General features: G+C 73.9%; 11 protein-coding genes. 6 read left to right on the top strand and 5 right to left on the bottom strand.

Annotated features, from left to right (window positions below):
- Nucleotides 1–192 precede the first annotated feature (192 nt).
- Nucleotides 193–1,065, top strand: coding sequence for a PspA/IM30 family protein (locus ACGFIQ_RS01745; protein ID WP_357073063.1), 873 nt, complete (start codon nucleotides 193–195; stop codon nucleotides 1,063–1,065).
- A 23-nt stretch (nucleotides 1,066–1,088) separates the two neighbouring features.
- Nucleotides 1,089–1,874, top strand: a complete 786-nt coding sequence (locus tag ACGFIQ_RS01740; protein ID WP_393237739.1) for a hypothetical protein — start codon at nucleotides 1,089–1,091, stop codon at nucleotides 1,872–1,874.
- A 27-nt stretch (nucleotides 1,875–1,901) separates the two neighbouring features.
- Here the strand turns inward: ACGFIQ_RS01740 and ACGFIQ_RS01735 are convergent, their stop codons facing one another.
- Together ACGFIQ_RS01735 and ACGFIQ_RS01730 are read right to left on the bottom strand one after the other, a co-directional pair.
- A complete protein-coding gene (locus ACGFIQ_RS01735; protein ID WP_393237736.1) occupies nucleotides 1,902–5,519 on the bottom strand; it encodes a hypothetical protein in 3,618 nt (1,205 codons plus the stop codon).
- A 164-nt stretch (nucleotides 5,520–5,683) separates the two neighbouring features.
- Nucleotides 5,684–6,493 (bottom strand): DNA-formamidopyrimidine glycosylase family protein, encoded by an 810-nt coding sequence (locus tag ACGFIQ_RS01730; protein ID WP_393240270.1) that lies wholly within the window; start codon nucleotides 6,491–6,493, stop codon nucleotides 5,684–5,686.
- Nucleotides 6,494–6,602: 109 nt separating this feature from the next.
- Between ACGFIQ_RS01730 and ACGFIQ_RS01725 the strand changes: the two genes are divergently transcribed.
- Nucleotides 6,603–7,868 (top strand): hypothetical protein, encoded by a 1,266-nt coding sequence (locus ACGFIQ_RS01725; protein ID WP_393237733.1) that lies wholly within the window; start codon nucleotides 6,603–6,605, stop codon nucleotides 7,866–7,868.
- A gap of 25 nt (nucleotides 7,869–7,893) precedes the next feature.
- On the opposite strand, the gene ACGFIQ_RS01720 is transcribed toward ACGFIQ_RS01725, so the two are convergent.
- Nucleotides 7,894–8,136 carry a CPCC family cysteine-rich protein gene (locus tag ACGFIQ_RS01720; protein ID WP_357073052.1) on the bottom strand — a complete coding sequence of 81 codons (243 nt, stop codon included), beginning with the start codon at nucleotides 8,134–8,136 and terminating at the stop codon, nucleotides 7,894–7,896.
- 25 nt (nucleotides 8,137–8,161) lie between these two features.
- Nucleotides 8,162–8,962 carry an S-adenosyl-l-methionine hydroxide adenosyltransferase family protein gene (locus tag ACGFIQ_RS01715; RefSeq protein ID WP_393237730.1) on the bottom strand — a complete coding sequence of 267 codons (801 nt, stop codon included), beginning with the start codon at nucleotides 8,960–8,962 and terminating at the stop codon, nucleotides 8,162–8,164.
- Nucleotides 8,963–9,116: 154 nt separating this feature from the next.
- On the opposite strand from ACGFIQ_RS01715, the gene ACGFIQ_RS01710 reads away from it, so the two are divergent.
- Complete coding sequence (locus tag ACGFIQ_RS01710; protein WP_393237727.1) at nucleotides 9,117–9,710, top strand: hypothetical protein; 594 nt, start codon at nucleotides 9,117–9,119, stop codon at nucleotides 9,708–9,710.
- 173 nt (nucleotides 9,711–9,883) lie between these two features.
- Here the strand turns inward: ACGFIQ_RS01710 and ACGFIQ_RS01705 are convergent, their stop codons facing one another.
- Entirely contained in the window at nucleotides 9,884–14,581 is a 4,698-nt protein-coding gene (locus tag ACGFIQ_RS01705; RefSeq protein ID WP_393237724.1) for a DEAD/DEAH box helicase, read from the bottom strand.
- Nucleotides 14,582–14,758: 177 nt separating this feature from the next.
- On the opposite strand from ACGFIQ_RS01705, the gene ACGFIQ_RS01700 reads away from it, so the two are divergent.
- Both ACGFIQ_RS01700 and ACGFIQ_RS01695 read left to right on the top strand, forming a co-directional pair.
- Entirely contained in the window at nucleotides 14,759–15,145 is a 387-nt protein-coding gene (locus ACGFIQ_RS01700; protein WP_393237721.1) for a hypothetical protein, read from the top strand.
- A gap of 243 nt (nucleotides 15,146–15,388) precedes the next feature.
- The gene (locus ACGFIQ_RS01695) at nucleotides 15,389–18,223 is read left to right on the top strand and encodes a Na+/H+ antiporter subunit A (RefSeq protein ID WP_393237718.1); all 2,835 of its coding nucleotides are present in this window, start codon (nucleotides 15,389–15,391) and stop codon (nucleotides 18,221–18,223) included.
- Nucleotides 18,224–18,241: the final 18 nt, after the last annotated feature.

The raw sequence follows: 18,241 nt of genomic DNA, 5'->3' as shown, positions 1-18,241 counted from the left end.
CCGGTTGACCATGGGTGGGCTGGCTTCGGCCGCGTAGGGTGGCCCACAGGAGCTGCCGGTGCTGTCGACCGCCCGGTACGGATGCCTCGTTGGCGTTCGGCTGGGACGATGGAGACCGGCGGTGGTGGTCGGTCGGCCCATCGGGCCCGGCCGGCCGTGGTGGAGCGACGCTACTGAGGGGATACCGCGGAGATGGCGAGCCCGTTCGTCAAGGGTTGGAACTACCTGATGGCACTCTTCGGTGCGAAGATCGACGAGCATGCCGATCCCAAGGTGCAGATCCAGCAGGCCATCGAGGATGCCCAGCGGCAGCACCAGGCGCTGGTCCAGCAGGCCGCCGCGGTGATCGGCAACCAGCGTCAGCTGGAGATGAAGCTGTCCCGGCAGATGACCGAGGTCGAGCGGCTGCAGGGCAACGCCCGGCAGGCCCTGGTGCTGTCCGACCAGGCCCGGGCCAAGGGTGACGAGGCCGAGGCGGCGCGGTTCGAGCAGTCTGCGCAGACCCTGGCCACCCAGTTGGTCTCCGCCGAGCAGGCCACCGAAGACCTGAAGACCCTGCACGACCAGGCGCTGGGTGCCGCCGCCCAGGCCCGCCGCGCGGTCGAGAACAACTCGATGATCCTCCAGCAGAAGCTCGCCGAGCGCACCAAACTGCTCAGCCAACTGGAGCAGGCCAAGATGCAGGAGACGGTGGCCCGCTCGCTGGAGTCGATGTCGTCGTTGACCGCGCCCACGAACACCCCGTCACTGGACGAGGTGCGCGACCGCATCGAACGGCGCTACGCCAACGCGATGGGTCGCGCCGAGCTGGCGGGCAACTCCGTCGAGGGCCGGATGTTGGAGATCCAGAAGGCGACGATCGACTCGGCCGGCTCGGCCCGGCTCGAGCAGATCCGGTCCAGCATGGCGGGGGAGCAGCTCGGCGGCGCCGGGCAGCGACCGGCTGTGCCGCAGGCCGAGAAGGCCGGCCCGGCCACCGACCCGACGGCCGCCGCCCGCCTCGACGAGCTGCGCGCCAGCATGGCTCGTGAGCGGGGCACCGGCGACCCGACCGCCGCCGGCTGAACGACCGGACCGAGGAGGTCAGGGTGGCAGACGAGCGGACGCGGTACTTCCGCAAACTGGGTCGGCTTCGCCGGTCCGCCCGACGGTGGAGCGTGCTGGCCGGTGGGCTCGGAGGCGCGGCGGCGGTGCTGACCCCGTACGCCGGCCTTGGTCTGCCCGACGCGGCCTGGGCCGGCGCCGCGGGCAGTGCGGTGGCACTCGCCGCCTGGCGCTGGATCGACGTGCGCGCCCTGGCCGCCCAACCGGCACCTCCCGCGCTCGACCCCGCGGAGGCGGCAGCCCGGTCACGAGCCCGGCTGATCGCCGCCGTCGAGCGGCTGCCGGTCGGGCCGGGGGTGCTCGCCGAGGTGCGCCGGGTCCGCTCCCGGATCGCCCTGCGCGGCACCAGTGCGGGCGAGCAGTGGGCCCGACTCGACCGGGCGGCGCTCACCCTGGCCGGCATGGCCCCCCGGCTCACCGGGCTGGCCGAGCCGGCGGTGCTGGAGGCCGCCGCCGCCGACCGTTCGCTGCGCGACCTGGCCGCACGGGTGGCCAGCGTCGAACGGGCGTTGCGGCTGGCGCCGGCCGACGCCCGCCCACCGCTTGCCGACGCGCACGGCATGCTGACCGCCCAGTTGGAGGGCGGGGTCGCGGCCTACGAGCGGCTGGTGGTGGCCGCCGCCGGTTATCTCGCCGAAGACGCCCGACCGGAGCCCACCCACCCGGCCGCGGACCGGCTCACCGAGGCGACCGACCTGTTGCACGGGGTGGCCGGGGCCCTGGCCGAGTTGCGCACCGTCGGCACCCCGCTGCGGGCGCCGACCCGCTGAGCGACCGACACCGCGCCCGCCGGCCGGTCACGGTGGCGTCGTGACCAGGATCGGGCCGGTGTACGGCGAACTGCCCACGACGTTGAACGACCGGATCCGGTAGTGGTAGGTGACGCCCCGGGCCAGTCCCGTGTTGCTGAAGCCCCGCCCGGTCACGGTGAAGGTGGCCACCTCCCGGTCGAACGCCGGGTCCAACGCCCGCTGCACGATGAACCCGGACCCCGGGCCGGCGGGGGTGCTCGCCGCCCAGGCCAGGATCACCGTCGCGGTGTCCGGCCCCGGCGCGCTGGCGGTGGCGCGCACCTCGTTCGGGGTGCCCGGCGCGGGCGGGGAGGTCACCGTGGCGACAGTCGACCAGGCCGAGGCGGCACCCAGATAGGTGGTGCGTACCCGGTAGTAGTAGGTGGTGTCCCGCGCGATCGTGACGTCCAGGTGGTTGTCGCCGGCACCGATCGCCGTGGTGCCCGGCCCGCTGGTGAACGTCGGGTTGGTGGCCCGCTGCACGTCGACGCCTGTGGCGAACGAGCGGTTCGTCCAGCGCAGGGCCACGCGCAGCGGCGCGGCGGGCGGCAGTGTGGCGACCAGCCCGGTCGGCGCGGCCAGGTGCACCGCGGCGGGTACGCCGTTCGACCAGGACGAGTAGCTGACCGTGTTCTCCGCCCGGATCCGGTAGTGGTAGGTCACGCCGGGGGTCACTGACGCGTCCGTGTACCGGGTGGCGGCCGCCGCGACGGTGATCGTGGTGACCTCGCCGTCGAATGTCGCGTCGGTGGCCCGTTGCAGCAGGTGACTGGTGGCCGGGGGCCGGCCGCCGTTGCTGGTCCAGGCCAGCCCGATCGCGGGTAGTGCGGTGGCCGAGCCCGGCACCGGCGTGGCGGTCAGCCCGGTCGGTGCCTTCGGCGTCACCCGCAGCACCAGTGGTCGGGTCATCCCGCCGTCGCGGTGGCCGGCGAGTTGGCTGTGCCAGCGGTACTCCCAGCCGAGGTTCACCAGGTGGTTGACCACGGTGGCGGGTCGCCCGTCCACCGGGCTGATCGGGGTCGACCCGGTCCGGGCGCCGGCCGGGCGGCCCGGGTCGAGCAGCCGGACGCTGTCGCCCAGTTTGAACGGCAGCGTCGGGGCGACCGGGCGCAGCGCCACCACCACGTCCTCGCGGGGGTTGACCCGGACGATCTGCTTCCACCCCAACTCGCTGGGGTGCGGGAACCGCAGCGTGCCGTCCCAACCGACCCGGTTGACCACCTGCACGTCGCAGCCCCCGAAATGCAGCGGTTCGGTCTGCCGCACGTTGCCGCTGATCCGCCAGAGCTGGGTGCCGTCGGTCGCGCTGCCCAGCGGCACGGCGGGGTCGGTGGCGAAGAGCACCTCGGTGACCGGGTCGGTCGGACCGAGGGGCAGGGCTGGCGGGTCGAGCGGCCCGGCGTGCGGGTGCCCGACGCCGAGTCGGCCGGTCAGTCGGCCGTGGTCGGGCTCGAAGACCCGCTGTGCGGCCTTGACCGCGATCGGCAGTGTCACCGGGTCCGCGCCGGCCGTCGGTGTGATCGCCACCGAGGTGGCGTGCACCGGCACGGTGGTCGTCGACGCGGTGCGGGTGCCGAACGCCGGATCGTACGCCGGCTGCGGCACGATCGGCGGGCGTTGGCTGGCCGCGTACGCCGCGGGCAGCCGGTCGCGCAGCCGACCCAGGTCGTACGGCGGGGCGGGCGTCCCGGTGACCCGGAACTGGAGCAGGGTGCGGGTGTTCGGGCCGTACCCCGGTTCGGTGCCCGGCGGCCCACCCTCGGCCGTCCGGTCCGGGGCGTCGGTGTGCTGGTCGTAGCGGGGGTCGAAGCCGGGCAGCGGCGCCGGGGCGTCGTTGTACAGGATCAGCGTGCTGCCCGCCGGCACGGCGGAGAAGTCGACAAGCACGTCGGCCCGCTCACCCGGGGCGAGCAGCAGGGTGTGCCCGTCGATGTTGAGCACGGTCGGGTCGAGCCGGTCGTAGCGGTAGCCGACCGGCCGGTTCGGCAGCACCACCGCGGCGGGCAGCAGCCCGGCCTCGTTGCCGATCTGGACGAACTCCGGGCCGGCGGCGCGGGGGTCCGGCACACCGCCGTCGCGCCCGTCGGTCGGCCACCCCGTCGGCCGGTCCGCCGCCCGCACGGCGGGCACCATCGGCACCTCCCCGGCTTCGGCGTCGGCGAGCGTGCCGTCGGCCGCCCACATGGCCGCGTCGGAGCAGGCCCGGTAGAGCTGGAGGTTGAGGCTGCGGTCCAGGCAGGCGTTGAGGATCCGGAACCGGTACGCGCGCGGCGCCACCTCCAGGTACGGGTAGGCGACGCCGTTGACGAGCGGGGTGTCGCCGTACGCCTCGGGGACGGCGGACGGGTGCGGCACGCCGGGGCGCGACGGCGGTTCGTCCGGCGCGTCGACCGGGTCGTGGTGCGGGTTGGTGACCCAGCCGTCGGTACGGGTGTCGTCCGGCGCGGGGTCGCGCGACCAGGGGCCGTAGTCCCACCGGCCGGTCAGGTTGCGCCCGTCGGACCGGTACGGGTTCTGCCGTGGCTGGTAGACGTGCGGGTGCCAGAGGCTCCCCCGGGCACCCCAGCGGTCCCGGTCCCAGGTCGGGTCCTCGGTGGCGAGTTGGGCGTCGTCCGGCACGAACGTCTTGTCCTCGATCACCAGCGGCAGTTGGTCGGCCGGCAGCACCCCGTCGGCGACGAGCTGGTCCTCGGCCGGGTCGGTGAGCAGGTAGAGGGCGAGTTGCCCGCCGTAGACGGTGAGCCGGGCCAGGCCGAGGGTGTTGTCGTGCCACCACAGCAGCCGGCCGCTCTGCTCGTTCGGGTAGTACAGGGTGGTGGCACCGGCACCCGGCGCCGGCATGTCCGGCACGTGGGTCACACCCACACCGTTCGGGTACGGGGTGATCTCCCCGGCCGGAGTGATCCACTGCCCCGGGTTGCCGGCGCTGGTCCAGCCGGTCTGTGCCCCGGCCAGGTGCAACACCGCGCGGTTCTGCGGGAACGGGGCGGGCCCGTCCAGCGGGCCGAGGCCAGCGCCCTCGATCGTGTCGTCGACCGGCAGGAACAACTCACCGGCCCGGCCGGTGGGGAGTTGGTTGATGAACTTCACCCGGACCGGTCGGCCCCGACGGGCGAGGATCATCGGACCGAGGTGCCAGGGCCGCCCCGGGGGTGCGACCGTGTTGTGGCCCGTCGGGTCGGTGCCCGGGTTGAGCTGTCGATAGCCGCGCAGCCGGGTGGCGGGCAGGTCCCGGTGCAGCCGCTGCGCGTACTCCTGCACGCCGATCTCGTAGTAGTCGCAACCCGGATAGCTGATCGTGTCCGGCGTGGCCACCGGCAGGTGTCCGCCGAGGTCGCTGCCGGCCCACTGGCCCGGGATGGGCAGTGGGTCCACGAACTTGCGCAGTCCGGTCCCGGGCACCACCCGCCCGTCGGCGTCGCGCGTCGGGCGGGGGCTGTGGGCGAAGTTCGGCACCGGGCCGAAGCAGCGGGGCACCACGGCCGGGTCCAGGCTCGGCGCCGGGGCGGTCTCCACGGCGGTACGCGCGGCCGGCACGGACGCCGTCCGGCCGTTGGCGTCGCCGTCGGTGGCACGGGTGGCCCGTTCGAAGAAGGTGGAGCGGAGTCTGCGGAACAGCGCCATGACTCTCCCCGGGTCGGAGCGCGAGGGTCGCCACCCCGGCGTGGCTGCCTCGGCGCTCTGCTGACTATCGGTGAGCACTCAACCGCAGCATGCGACTCCGACGGCCAGATAGGAATTACCCAATCGTCCGTATCTGGGCTGACCTCGGCCGATGGGTGCCCTGGTCAGCCGGATTCGGCCGGGTCCGGAGACTCGGGCTGACAGACGGGGCACCAGTAGGTGACCCGGTCACCCAGCTCCTCCTTGCGGATGGCGGTGCCGCAACGGCGGCAGGGCTGGGCGCGGCGCCCGTACACGTAGCTGGTCTGGCCCCGGTGCAGCGAACCGGTGCTGCTCTGCGTCCACCGGCCGCGGTTGGCGGCGAGCAGCCGCTGCGCCAGGCTCACCAGGCCGGGCAGGTCGGGCACCGCGCCGACCGGTGTCCACGGCGACACACCGCGCAGGAACAGCACCTCGCACTTGTAGAGGTTGCCCACCCCGGCCAGGTTGCGCTGGTCGAGCAACGCCTCGCCGATGGTCTGCTCCGGGTGGTCGGCGAGTCGGCGGACCGCCTCGGCCGCGTCCCAGTCCGGCCCGAGCAGGTCGGGGCCGAGGTGGCCGACCACCTGGTCCTCCTCGGCGGTCGGCACCAGGGTCATCTCGTGCAGGTGGTAGCCCACCGCGACCGCGCCGGGGCTGCGCAGCACCACCCGGATCAGGTGCGCGGGCCGGCCGGTCCAGCGTTCCCCCGGGGCGTACGCCCGCCAGGCGCCGTCCATCCGCAGGTGCGAGTGCAGGGTCCAGTGCGCGTCGTCCGGGGTGGCGAGACGCAGCAGCAGGTGCTTGCCCCGGCTGGCCGACTCGCGGACGGTCCAGCCGCTGAGATCTGTGGTCGCCAACCGCGGCACCCGGAAGTCACTTGTGGTGATCCGCGCGCCGGCGAGCGCGCGGTGCAGCACACGCGCGGTGTTCCAGACGGTGTCGCCTTCGGGCACCCCGCCATTCTCCCTCATTCGAGCAGGATTCGCATGTGTCGCTATTTGTACACAGGTTCCTACTGATCTCCGGACATGCGAGGGTCAGGGAGTTCTGAGGAGAATGCCTATGTCACGGCTGCATTGTCGTACTCGATCCCTCTCCCTCGTCGCCTCCGTCACCCTCGCCCTCATCGCCACGCTCCTACCCATCACCAACCCCGTCCCGGCCGCCTCCGCCGCCGGAATCCTGCCCACTTCCACCGCCGCCGCACCGGGCGGCGAGCGGTGGAGCGTCGACCTGTCCGTCGTCGACCGCGACGACGTCAACGTCCGGCGTACCGCCGCCGGGCTGCGGCTGCGCGAGGCCCGGTCCGCCGGACGCAGCCCGCGCAGCCCGCACAGCGCGGCCGCGGAGGGGATGCTGCTGAGCGCTCCGCGGACCCTCAGCCGGCCGGCCAACCAGGTCCGCGCCCAGGTCAGTGCCGACGTGCCGACGGGCGCCACAGTCGAGGCCCAGGTCCGTGGTTGGCGGGCCAGCGGTTGGACCGAGTGGCGGTCCGCCACGGCCGGCGCGACCTTCGACAGGCCGGTGAGCCGGGTGCAGAGCCGCGTGGTGCTCACCGCGCCCACCGGCGGTGCCACCGCGACGGTACGCGCCGTCCAGCTCACCGCCGCCACGGCCGCCGCCGTCGCCGAGGCCACGCCGGGCCTCACCTACCGGGTGTACGCCACCCGCATCGGCCTGGTCGGCCAGCAGACCGCCAACGGCCGCACCGTTCAGCCCCGGGACCACTTCGTGGCGCTACCGTCGCGGCGCAGCCTGTCCCCGCTCAACTCGGGCGACTACTCCGTGCGGGTCTGCACCACCACCGGCTCCCGCTGCGAGTACGCCCCGGTCTGGGACGTCGGCCCGTGGAACACCCGCGACGACTACTGGAACCCGGCGGCGGTGCGCGAGAACTGGAAGATCCTGGGGCAGGGTCTACCCGAGGCGCAGGCCGCCTACCAGTCCGGCTTCAACGGCGGGCGGGACCAGTTCGGGAGGACCGTGCTCAACCCGGCCGCCATCGACCTGGCCGACGGCACCTTCTGGGACGGTCTCCAGTTGACCACCAACGCCTGGGTGGATGTCGCCTACCTGTGGACCGGTGGCGGGCTGCGCGGCGTGGTCGGCGACGGGCCGCTCACCATCCGCACCGGGGCCAGCACGTCGTACCCGAGCCGTGGCCTCGCCGCCCGGTTCGCCAACGTGCCGATCCAGTGCTACGTCACCGGCCAGTCCGTGGCCGGGCCCTACGGCACCACCACCCGCTGGGACCGGCTGGCCACCGGCCAGTACGTCAGCCACGCGTACATCTCGACGGTGTACGGAGGCGTCGTGCCGGTCTGCTGACCCGTGCTCGCCCCGTCGGGTGCCCTCAGGGGCGCTCGTCGGGGCGGGCCGGGCGCACCATGTCCTGGTAGCGCGGGTGGCTGGCACCGTAGACGGCGTAGTTGAGTCGGGCGTGCGAGAGGCTCAGATCGCCGTTGGGGCCACCCCGGACCGTGTCGGCGTCGGCGTCGGTCTGGCCGTCGTCGGTCCAGAAACAGACCGGGCAGGTCCCCCCGCCGGTCCGGGATGCACAGCAGGGACAGCCCACGGGAACCACTTGTTCACCCACCGGGGCAGCATTCCACAGTCGAATATCAGCGGGAAACCCGTAGGACGTCTCCCGGGGCCACCCGGAGGAGGTCCACCGCCCGCCCGCCATTGATGGCGATCGCCACCAGATCGGCCGAGTCGACGTACACCACCAGGCCGGCAGCGGGGGCGTCGCCGAACGTCCGGCCCCGGACGGCCGGCCGGGTCGGCTCCGGACCGGGCGGTCCCACCCGCAGCGCCGCCGGCAACGGGTCGAGCAGGTGCGCCGGTGCGGCCAGCTGGACGTTGCCGAAATGGTCCACGGTCGACACCTCGGCGGTGAAGCCGTCGTCGTCGGAGGTCAGCGTCGGTGCCGGCAGCCGGACCAGGTCGTCCGGGTCGACCGGCGGCCCCGCCTCGACCAGGGGCGCGCCGAGCGCCAGCCGGGCCGCCACCGGCGCGAAGACGTCCCGCCCGTGGAACGTGGCGGACACCCGGTCGGCCAGCCAGCGCGGCTCGGTCAGCAGCACCGCGGCGGTCACCCCGCCGAGAGCGTCGGCGGCGTCCGGCAGCAGCCCGTTGTCCGGACCGACCAGCAGCCCACCCGGGGTGGCCAGTGCGACTCCCCGCCGGGCGGTACCCACCCCCGGGTCGACCACCGCCACGTGCACACCCACGGGCAGGTACGGCACCGTCTGCGCCAGCACGGCAGCGCCCCGCCGGACGTCCGCCGGTGGCACCAGGTGGGTCACGTCGATGACCCGGACGGCCGGTGCGAGTCGGGCGATCACCCCGTGGCAGGCGGCCACGAAGCCGTCGGTGAGGCCGTAATCGGTGGTCAGCGAGATCCAGGGCGTGGCGGGCATGCCCGCAGGCTAACCCTCGGCGTCGGTGCGCCGTTCCAGGACCAGTTCGTCGTGCGGCGGGATACGGTCCTCCACCGGTGGCTGGCGGATATGGGACAGCGCGCTGACCGACCGGCCACTCCCGCCGTCGCGCGGTGCCGGGCAGACTGCCCTGGTGACCCCTCGGAGCCTGCCCGCTGTCGCGGTCCTGCTGGCCGCCGTCGCCCTCACCGCCGGCTGCGGCGGTGACGAAGCCGACCCGTCGAGCGCGGCCCCCACCGCCTCGTCCGCGTCGTCCGCCCCGCCCGCCGTGGCCCCGACGGCCGCCGTTGCGCCGAGCGCACCGACGCCCTCGGTGGCCCAGCCCAGCACACCTGCGCAGGCCACACCCTCCGTTGCCCCGCAGGGGCCCACGCAGCGCCGGCCGGCCAGTCCACCGCCGGTGGTGCTGCCCCCACGTCCGGCCGGGGCGCCCGGGGCGAAGCAGGTCGTCGAAGCGTTCCGGGCCGCCGGCCTGAAGGTGCCGCGCCCGGTGGACCGCTCGGTCGACTGCGGGCCGGACGGGCTGGGCCTGGGTTGCTCCGAGCTGATCGCCACCGACACCGTCACGGTGTACGTCTTCCCGGACGAGACAAGCGCCGGTGACATCGCGGAGACCTGGGGCGGCCAGTCGTACCGGCGTGGCGCCGTGGTGCTCAACTACCTGGAGGCGAAGACCCCGGCGGCCGAGCGCCCGCGCTACGAGAAGGTGCTCAACGGCCTGCGCTGAGCACCGAGCCCGACCTCGACGCGGCCGGGGGCATGTCGTTCTGCTGAGCGTGATGCCGGTGAGTCATCTTGATGACTCACCGGCATCAGGGTCTCCGCGGCATCGCCCCCCAAGCATTGCCCGGCCGGCCGGGCGAGAGCTGGACCCCTCCTCAACGGCGGGTGGGTGGCGGGTCAGCCGCGCAGGCGTAGGCCACGGGGGGTGGCCCGGAAGCCGGCGGCGGTCAGCGCGTCGCGCAGCGGCGAGGAGTGCACCGCCTCCCCGTCGGCCCGCTCCACCGACAACGCACCCAACGCGCCGGAGTGGACGGCGTCGGCGAGCGCCTTGCCGGCCACCGCGAGCGTGTCGGTGTCGTCGCTGAAGGACAGCAGTGTCCGACCGCCGCGTTCCACGTACAGCACCAGGTCACCGCCGACCTGCACCACAAGCGCACCGGCCTTGCGGCCGGCCCGGTGCCCGGTCGCCGGGACGGCACCGTCGCCGGAGTCGACAACCCGTTCCGGCCAGGGCAGAGCCGCGCCGTACGGGTTGGCCGGGTCGGTGGCGGCGAGCACGGTGGCCGGTGCGCCCCGACCTCGGGTGCCGTCCATCGGCTCGGCCAGTGCGCGCAGCCGGTCCACCGCACCGGGCACCGCGAACTGCGCCGCCCCCAACCCTTCGACGAAGTAGCCCCGGCGGGCGGCACCGCGCTCCTCCAGCGCCGACAGCACCGGATAGACCGCCGAGAAACCGCCGACCACCTGCTCGGCCATCACCGCACCCCGGGTGACCACCCCGTGCCGTTCCAGCAGCACGTCGGCGAGCGCGGCGGCGCGGCGGGTCGGGTCGACGTCCCGTTCCGGTAGGCGCGACCAGCGACCGGCGACGGTCGGCGGGCCGCCCCGGGTGGGCAGCGCCACCCGACCGGGCCGCCGGTAGCGGGTGCGTGGCGCGGACGGCCGCGAGCGGTGTGCCCCGCCGGCGCCGAGCACCGCGCGCAACGGGGCGAGGGTGTCGTTGGTCAGGTGCCCCGCCCAGACCAGGTCCCAGATCACCCCGGTCAGGGCGGCGTCGTCGGTCGCGCCGACGCGGTCGGCCAGCGGCCGGAAGAACAACGCCTGCCCGTCACCGAGCGCGTCGAGCACCGCGTCGTGCAGCGGGGTGCGGGTCAACGCCTCGTCCGGTGGCGGGAGCAGCAGCGGCGCGGCGTCCGCGTACGCCAGGGTGACCCAGCCGTCGCCCCCGGAGATCGCCCCCGACCCGGCCCAGAGCACCTCCCCGCTGGCGCACAACTCGTCGAGCTGGGCGGGGGAGTAGTCGGCGACCCGACCGGGCAGCACCAGCCGCTCCAGGGCGGACGCCGGCACTGCCGCGCCCTGCAACTGCTCCACGGTCGCGGCGAGCGCCTCCACCCCTCGGGCGGACGAACCGACCTGCTGCCAGCGGGGCAGGAACGTGGCAAGCGCGCGCGGTGGCACCGGCTCGATCTCCCGGCGCAGCGCCGCGAGCGAGCGGCGGCGCAGCATCCGCAGCACCTCGGCGTCGCACCACTGGGCGCCGGCCGAATCGGGGGTGAACTCCCCGGAGACCACCCGCCCGGTGGCGCCGAGCCGGCGCAGCGCCTGCTCGACCACGAACACGCCCAGCCCGAAGCGGGCCGCGCAGCTGGCCGCGGCGAACGGCCCGTGCGTGCGGGCGTAGCGGGCCACCAGGTCGCCGAGCGGATCGGCCACCGGGGCGAGATACGCCTCGGCCACCCCCACCGGCAACGCCACGCCGAGGGCGTCGCGCAACCGGGCCGCGTCCTCGACGCCCACCCAGCGCTGCTCGCCGGCGATCCGGACGCGCAGCACCCGGCGGGTGGCCTCCAGCTCGGTCAGCCAGGTCTCCGGCACACCCCGCTCGGTCAACTCGGCGTCGCTCAGGTCACCGAGCACCCGCAGCAACTCGACGACGTCTTCGGCATCGCGCGGGCGGCGCTGCTCGGTCAGCCACCGCAGCTGCCGATCGGTCTCGGCGAGCACGGCGGGGTCGAGCAACTCGCGCAGGTCGACCCGGCCGAGCAGCTCGCCGAGCAGCGTGGAATCCAGGGCGAGCGCGGCGGCGCGCCGCTCGGCGAGCGGGGCGTCCCCCTCGTAGAGGAACGCGCCGACGTAGCCGAAGAGCAGCGACCGCGCGAACGGCGACGGCGCGTTGGTCTCCACCTCGACCAGCCGCACCTTCCGGCTGGCCAGGTCACGCATCAACCCGGCCAGCGCCGGCTGGTCGAAGACGTCCTGAAGGCACTCCCGGGCGGCCTCCAGGGTGACCGGGAAGTCCGCGTACTCACGGGCCACGTCGAGCAGTTGCGCGGCACGCTGCCGCTGCTGCCAGAGCGGCTGGCGGCGGCGCGGATCACGGCGGGGCAGCAGCAGCGACCGGGCGGCGCACTCGCGGAAGCGGGCGGCGAACAGCGCGGACGTGCCGACCGACTCCTCCACCAGCTGGGTGATCTCGTCCGGCTCGAAGACCACCACGTCGGCGCCGGGCGGCTCGTCGGCGGTGTCCGGCAGGCGCACCACGATGCCGTCGTCGGAGGGCATCACCTGGGCGTCCACCCCGTAGCGTTCGGCCAGCCGGCGGCCCACCGCCAGGGCCCACGGCCCGTTGACCCGGGCACCGAGGACACTGTGCACGGCGAGCCGCCAGTCACCCAGCTCGTCGCGGAACCGCTCGACCACGATGGTGCGGTCGTCGGGCAGCGATCGGGTGGCCTCCCGCTGCTCGCGCAGGTAGGCCATCAGGTTGCCGGCGGCCCAGTCGTCCAGCCCACCGTCGCGCAACGCGGCAAGCGCCGCCTCGTCGCTCTGGCGTAGCAGGGTGCGCACCCGGGCACCGATGGCCCGGCCCAGCTCCACCGGCCGGCCCAGCTGGTCGCCCTTCCAGAAGGGCATCCGCGCGGCCTGCCCCGGGGCGGGCGAGACCAGCACCCGGTCGGGGGTGATCTCCTCGATGCGCCAGGACGACGAACCGAGCAGGAACACGTCACCGACGCGGGACTCGTAGACCATCTCCTCGTCCAGCTCGCCGACCCGGGCGGCCCGTTCCGCGCCGGCCAGGAAGACCCCGAACAGCCCCCGGTCGGGAATCGTGCCGCCGCTGGTCACCGCCAGCCGCTGCGCGCCGGGACGGCCGGTGAGCAGGTCGGTGGCCCGGTCCCAGACCAGCCGGGGACGCAGCTCGGCGAACGCGGTGGACGGGTAACGGCCGGAGAGCATGTCCAGTACGGCGTGCAACGCCGAGTCGGGCAGCTCGGCGAACGGCGCGGCCCGCCGGACCAGCACGGCCAGGTCGCCGAGCGGCCACGGCTCCAGGGCCACCATCGCGACGATCTGCTGGGCCAGCACGTCCAGTGGGTTGCGCGGGTAGTGCAACTCCTCGATCGCGCCGTCGGTCATCCGCTCGGCGACCACCGCGCAGGAGAGCAGGTCGCCACGGTGCTTGGGGAAGACCACCCCACGGGAGACCGCACCCACCTGGTGCCCGGCCCGGCCGACCCGTTGCAGCCCGGCGGCCACGCTCGGCGGCGCCTCGATCTGCACCACCAGGTCGACCGCGCCCATGTCGATGCCCAGCTCCAGGCTGGAGGTGGCCACCACGGCCGGGAGCTGGCCGGACTTGAGCGCCTCCTCGATGTGCTTGCGCTCCTCCCGGGAGACGCTGCCGTGGTGGGCGCGGGCGATCACCGGCGCCGCGCCGGTGGCCGCACCGGACTGGGCCAGCACCTCGGCCGGCGGCCGGTTGCGCAGTGGACCGGCGGGACCACCCCACCGCTGCGCGCCGGGCACCGGGCCGCCGTCGGCCGCCGGGTCGTCGCCCGCCGACAACCCCTCGGGTACGCCGATCGCGCCCTCTGCCCACGCGGAGGCCCCCGCGTCGTCGGCCGTTGCCTCGGTGGCCACCGCCTCGGCGGCCAGCTCGTTGAGCCGGGCGCAGAGGCGCTCGGCGCTGCGGCGGGAGTTGGTGAAGACGATTGTCGAGCGGTGCTGCCCGATGAGGGTGAAGACCCGCTCCTCCACGGCCGGCCAGATCGACGCGCGGCGTGGCCCGGGGCCGCCCAGGTCGTCCTCCGGTGGCTGCTCCTGCTCGTCCAGGCGGGTCATGTCCTCCACCGGGACCTGCACGCTGACCTCGATGGTCTTCGGGGTGGCCGGCTGCACCACGTCGACCGGGCGGGCGCCGCCGAGGAACTGCGCGCAGGCGTCGATCGGCCGGACGGTGGCGGAGAGGCCGATGCGCTGGGCCGGCGCGGGCAGCAGCTCGTCGAGGCGTTCGAGGGAGAGGGCGAGGTGGGCGCCGCGTTTGCTGCCGGCCACCGCGTGCACCTCGTCGACGATCACCGTCTGGATGCCGCGCAGAGAGTCGCGGGCGGCGGACGTGAGCAGCAGGAACAGCGACTCGGGCGTGGTGATGAGGATGTCCGGTGGGGTGCGGGCGAAGGCGCGCCGCTCGTCGGCCGGCGTGTCGCCGGTGCGCATGCCGACGGTGATGTCGGGGGGTGCGACACCCAGCCTCGTGGCCGCCTGCCGGATGCCGGCGAGCGGGGCGCGCAGGTTGCGTTCCACGTCGACGGCGAGGGCCTTGAGCGGGCTGACGTAGAGCACGCGGCACCGCTGGCGTGCCTCGGCCGGCGCGGGCTCGCGGGCCAGCCGGTCCAGTGACCAGAGGAAGGCCGCGAGCGTCTTGCCGGAACCGGTGGGTGCGACAACCAGGGCGCTGCGGCCGGCGGCGACCGACCGCCAGGCGCCGGTCTGGGCGGCGGTGGGCGCGGCGAAGGCGGCCTCGAACCAGGCGCGGGTGGCCGGGCCGAAGCCGGCGAGCACCGCGCCGGTGTCTGCGTCTGCCCCGGTCACCGGTCCATCCTGCCCCGCCCGTACGACAACGACGACCGGCCGACAGTGGAATGTGCCGGACAAAAGCAAAAAGCATGGAACGTGCGCTTAATACGTTAAGTCTCACTTAACTGCTTGCTTCTGAGGAGCAACATAAAGTAACTTCACTGCCAACGCGAACCGGGGTGAGGGGATTTGATGGCCGGCGAGCAGCACACCGTCGAACCCGGCACCGACGTGCTGATTCGCAAGGTCGACAGTCACCTTGCGGCCCTCCGCGCGGGCCTGCACGGCCCCGAGCTTGAGCTCGCCGAACGCCTCGCCCACTGCCTGCGGGAGCTGGTCCTGTGCACCGCCCAGGCCAGCGCCGCCGATCGTGGCCAGGTGCGCGTCGCCGTCCACTATTTCGTGCTGCGCCGGGAGAGCCGGGGTCGGTTGCTGTCGGTGCGGTCGCTGGCCGCCGCGGAACGGGTGGTCGACCGGGTCGCACGCCAACTCGGCCGCGTCGACCTGCTCGCCGAGTTGCGCCACGACCGCCCCATCCCCGACAACCCCCACCCCCGCAACAACGCCCTACACCGCTGACCCACCCCACCCGCAATCCCACGCTGACGTTTGTGTCAGAAGCGCCGCCGCGGATGACGCACGTCTCTTGAGCAACGGCGTCGCCGGGCCGGGGTGGCCTTGGGTCAGGTGCCTGCGGGCGGGGGCGGCGGTCCGGTCTTTATGGATGAATTCCAGCAAAACGGCACGGTGGGCGACGAACTGACGTCTGATCGCTGCTAGGGCCTGTTTCACGGGCGCTGGCCACCTCGATCGGGAGCGCAGGTGCTGGTACTGCTCGTCCTTCACCTCGTGGGGGCCCTCGTCGCACCCCTGCTCGTCCGGTGGTGGGGTCGACGGGCGTGTTACCCGCTGGCGCTGGCACCGGCCGCCGCGTTCTGCTGGGCGCTGGCCCACACCCCGGCCGTCGGCGACGGCGGGGCGGTGGTCGAGACGTACCCGTGGATCCGGCAGTTGGGCCTCGACCTCGCGTTCCGGCTCACCACGCTGTCCTGGTTGATGACGCTGCTGATCGGGGGTGTCGGCGCGCTGGTGCTGGTCTACAGCGCCCGCTATTTCCACGCCGGGTCGAGCGGACTGGCCCGCTACGTCGGTGTCCTGGTCGCCTTCGCCGGCGCGATGCTCGTCCTGGTCTTCGCCGACGATCTGCTGCTGCTCTATGTCGGCTGGGAACTGACCACCATCTTCTCGTACCTGCTGATCGGGCACAGCACCGAGCGGCGTGCCAGTCGGTGGGCGGCGGCGCAGGCGTTGACCGTCACGACGCTGGGCGGGCTCGCCATGCTCGTCGGGTTCATCATGCTGGGCGAACACGCCGGCACCTACCGCTGGTCGGCGATCGCCGCCCAGCCACCGCCCGGCGGCGCGTACCTCGTGGTCGCCGTGCTGTTGATCCTGGCCGGGGCGCTGTCCAAGTCGGCGGTGCTGCCGTTCAGCTCCTGGCTGCCGGTCGCGATGGCGGCGCCGACGCCGGTCAGCGCGTACCTGCACGCCGCCGCCATGGTCAAGGCCGGCGTCTACCTGGTCGGGCTGCTCGCGCCGGTGCTCGCCACGGTCGGGCCGTGGCGGCCGGTGGTGCAGATCGCCGGTGTGGCCACCATGCTGCTCGGCGGTTGGGCCGCGCTGCGGCAGACCGATCTGAAGCTGTTGCTGGCGTACGGGACGGTCAGTCAGCTCGGCCTGCTGGTCGCGGTGACCGGCTCCGGCACCCCGGACGCCGCCCTGGCCGGCACCGCGATGCTCCTGGCGCACGCCCTGTTCAAGGCGGCGTTGTTCCTGGTCGTCGGCATCATCGATCACGGCGCTGGCACCCGTGACCTGGGCGGGTTGTCCGGGCTGCGGCACTGGTCGACACCGCTGTTCGTGGTCGCGGTGCTGGCCGCGGCGTCGATGGCGGGTGTGCCGCCGCTTGTCGGCTTCGTCGCGAAGGAGGCGGTGTTCGGGGCGTTCACCGACCAGCCGGTGCTCCTCACCGGTCTGGTCGTCGGGACGGTGCTCACTGTCGCGTACAGCGCACGTTTTCTCTGGGGAGCGTTCGCCGACCGCCCGGGCGTGGCACCGGCCCGACCGGGCCCGATCGCCGCGTCGCTGCTGGTGCCGCCGGCGGTGTTGGCCGGGTTCGGTCTGCTCGCCGGCCCGGCCGCGAGTGTGCTGGACGACCTGCTGCGCCCGTACGCCGATCTGCTCGGTGGGGTCGACGCGCACCTGGCGCTGTGGTCCGGGCCGACCCCGGCGCTCGGCCTGTCCGCGCTGGCGCTCGCCGGAGGTGGCCTGCTCTTCGCCGTGCGCGGGCCGCTCACCCCGGTGCTGGCCCGGCTCCGTTCGCCGGTGGGCGGCAACCAGGGGTACGAGTGGCTCGTGGGCCGGTTCGACCGGCTGGCCATCGAGGTCACCGGGGCGACGCAGCGCGGCTCCCTGCCGCAGTATCTGGGCATCATCCTGGTCACTTTCGTGTTGGTGCCCGGTGCGGCGATGCTCTCCGCCAGCCCGTGGCGGGCCCGGCTCCCGCTCTGGGACAACCTGCTCCAACCGGTGGTCGTGCTGGTGATCGCGGTGGCCGCGGTGTTGGCGGTCGGCACCCGCCGTCGGTTGACCGCGATGTTGTTGGTGGGGATGACCGGCTACGGCACCGCGATGCTGTTCGTCCTGTACGGGGCACCCGACCTGGCGCTCACCCAGTTCCTGGTGGAGACCGCGACGATCGCGGTCTTCGTGCTGGTGCTGCGTCGCCTGCCGCAGCGGTTCTCGGCCCGCCCGCTGCGCCGTAGCCGGTGGACCCGCCGGGTCATCGGGGTGGCGGTGGGCGTGGTGGCCGCCGGGCTGGCCCTGACCGCCGCCGGTGCCCGCCGGGCACCGGACATCTCCGCCGCCTTTCCGGATCTGGCGGTGACCCACGGGTACGGCCGCAACGTGGTCAACGTGACACTTGTCGACATCCGGGCCTGGGACACGATGGGCGAACTGGCGGTCCTGGTGGTGGCCGCGACCGGGGTGGCCAGCCTGATCTTCGAGCGGTCCCGCACCGGGCCGCGACCGCGTCGGCCCGGGTCGGATGCGCGGGTGAATCGACCCGGTCGGCCGGTGTGGCTACGGGGCGGCCCCACTCTCCACGAGGAACGCCGTTCGATCGTGTTGGAGGTGGTCATCCGGCTGATCTTCCACACCGTCTTGCTGTTCTCCCTGTTCCTGCTCTTCTCCGGGCACAACGCGCCGGGGGGCGGTTTCGCCGGCGGTCTGGTGGCGGGTCTCGCCCTGGTGGTCCGCTATCTGGCCGGCGGCCGGTACGAGTTGACCGAGGCGGCCCCGATCGGCGCCGGAGTGATCCTGGGCGCCGGACTGGCCGTGGCGGTGGGCAGCGGCGTGGTGGGTTTGCTGGTCGGCGGGTCGGTGCTGGAGAGCGCCAAGGTCGACTGGTCTCTGCCGTTGGTCGGTGACGCCCACCTGGTCACGTCACTCTTCTTCGACATCGGCGTGTACCTGGTCGTGATCGGGCTGGTGTTGGACATCCTGCGCAGCCTCGGCGCCGAGGTGGACCGGCACATCGAGGCCACCGGGACGGCCACCGGCGGCCTGGCCGTCGACAAGAGTGAGCGGCCGTGAGCGCGAGGAGCGCGCCGG

The sequence above is a fragment of the Micromonospora sp. NPDC048898 genome, from assembly GCF_043198035.1.
Classification (GTDB): Bacteria; Actinomycetota; Actinomycetes; order Mycobacteriales; family Micromonosporaceae; genus Micromonospora.
Note: the sequence above shows the minus strand (reverse complement) of the source record. Positions and strands in the feature narration are given on the sequence as shown.

What these genes read in the sequence shown, in the direction of transcription:
- ACGFIQ_RS01700 (WP_393237721.1), top strand. Translation starts at nt 14,759, where the DNA reads ATGGCCGGCGAGCAGCACACCGTCGAACCCGGCACCGACGTGCTGATT.
- ACGFIQ_RS01725 (WP_393237733.1), top strand. Translation starts at nt 6,603, where the DNA reads ATGTCACGGCTGCATTGTCGTACTCGATCCCTCTCCCTCGTCGCCTCC.
- ACGFIQ_RS01715 (WP_393237730.1), bottom strand. Translation starts at nt 8,962, where the DNA reads ATGCCCGCCACGCCCTGGATCTCGCTGACCACCGATTACGGCCTCACC.
- ACGFIQ_RS01735 (WP_393237736.1), bottom strand. Translation starts at nt 5,519, where the DNA reads ATGGCGCTGTTCCGCAGACTCCGCTCCACCTTCTTCGAACGGGCCACC.
- ACGFIQ_RS01745 (WP_357073063.1), top strand. Translation starts at nt 193, where the DNA reads ATGGCGAGCCCGTTCGTCAAGGGTTGGAACTACCTGATGGCACTCTTC.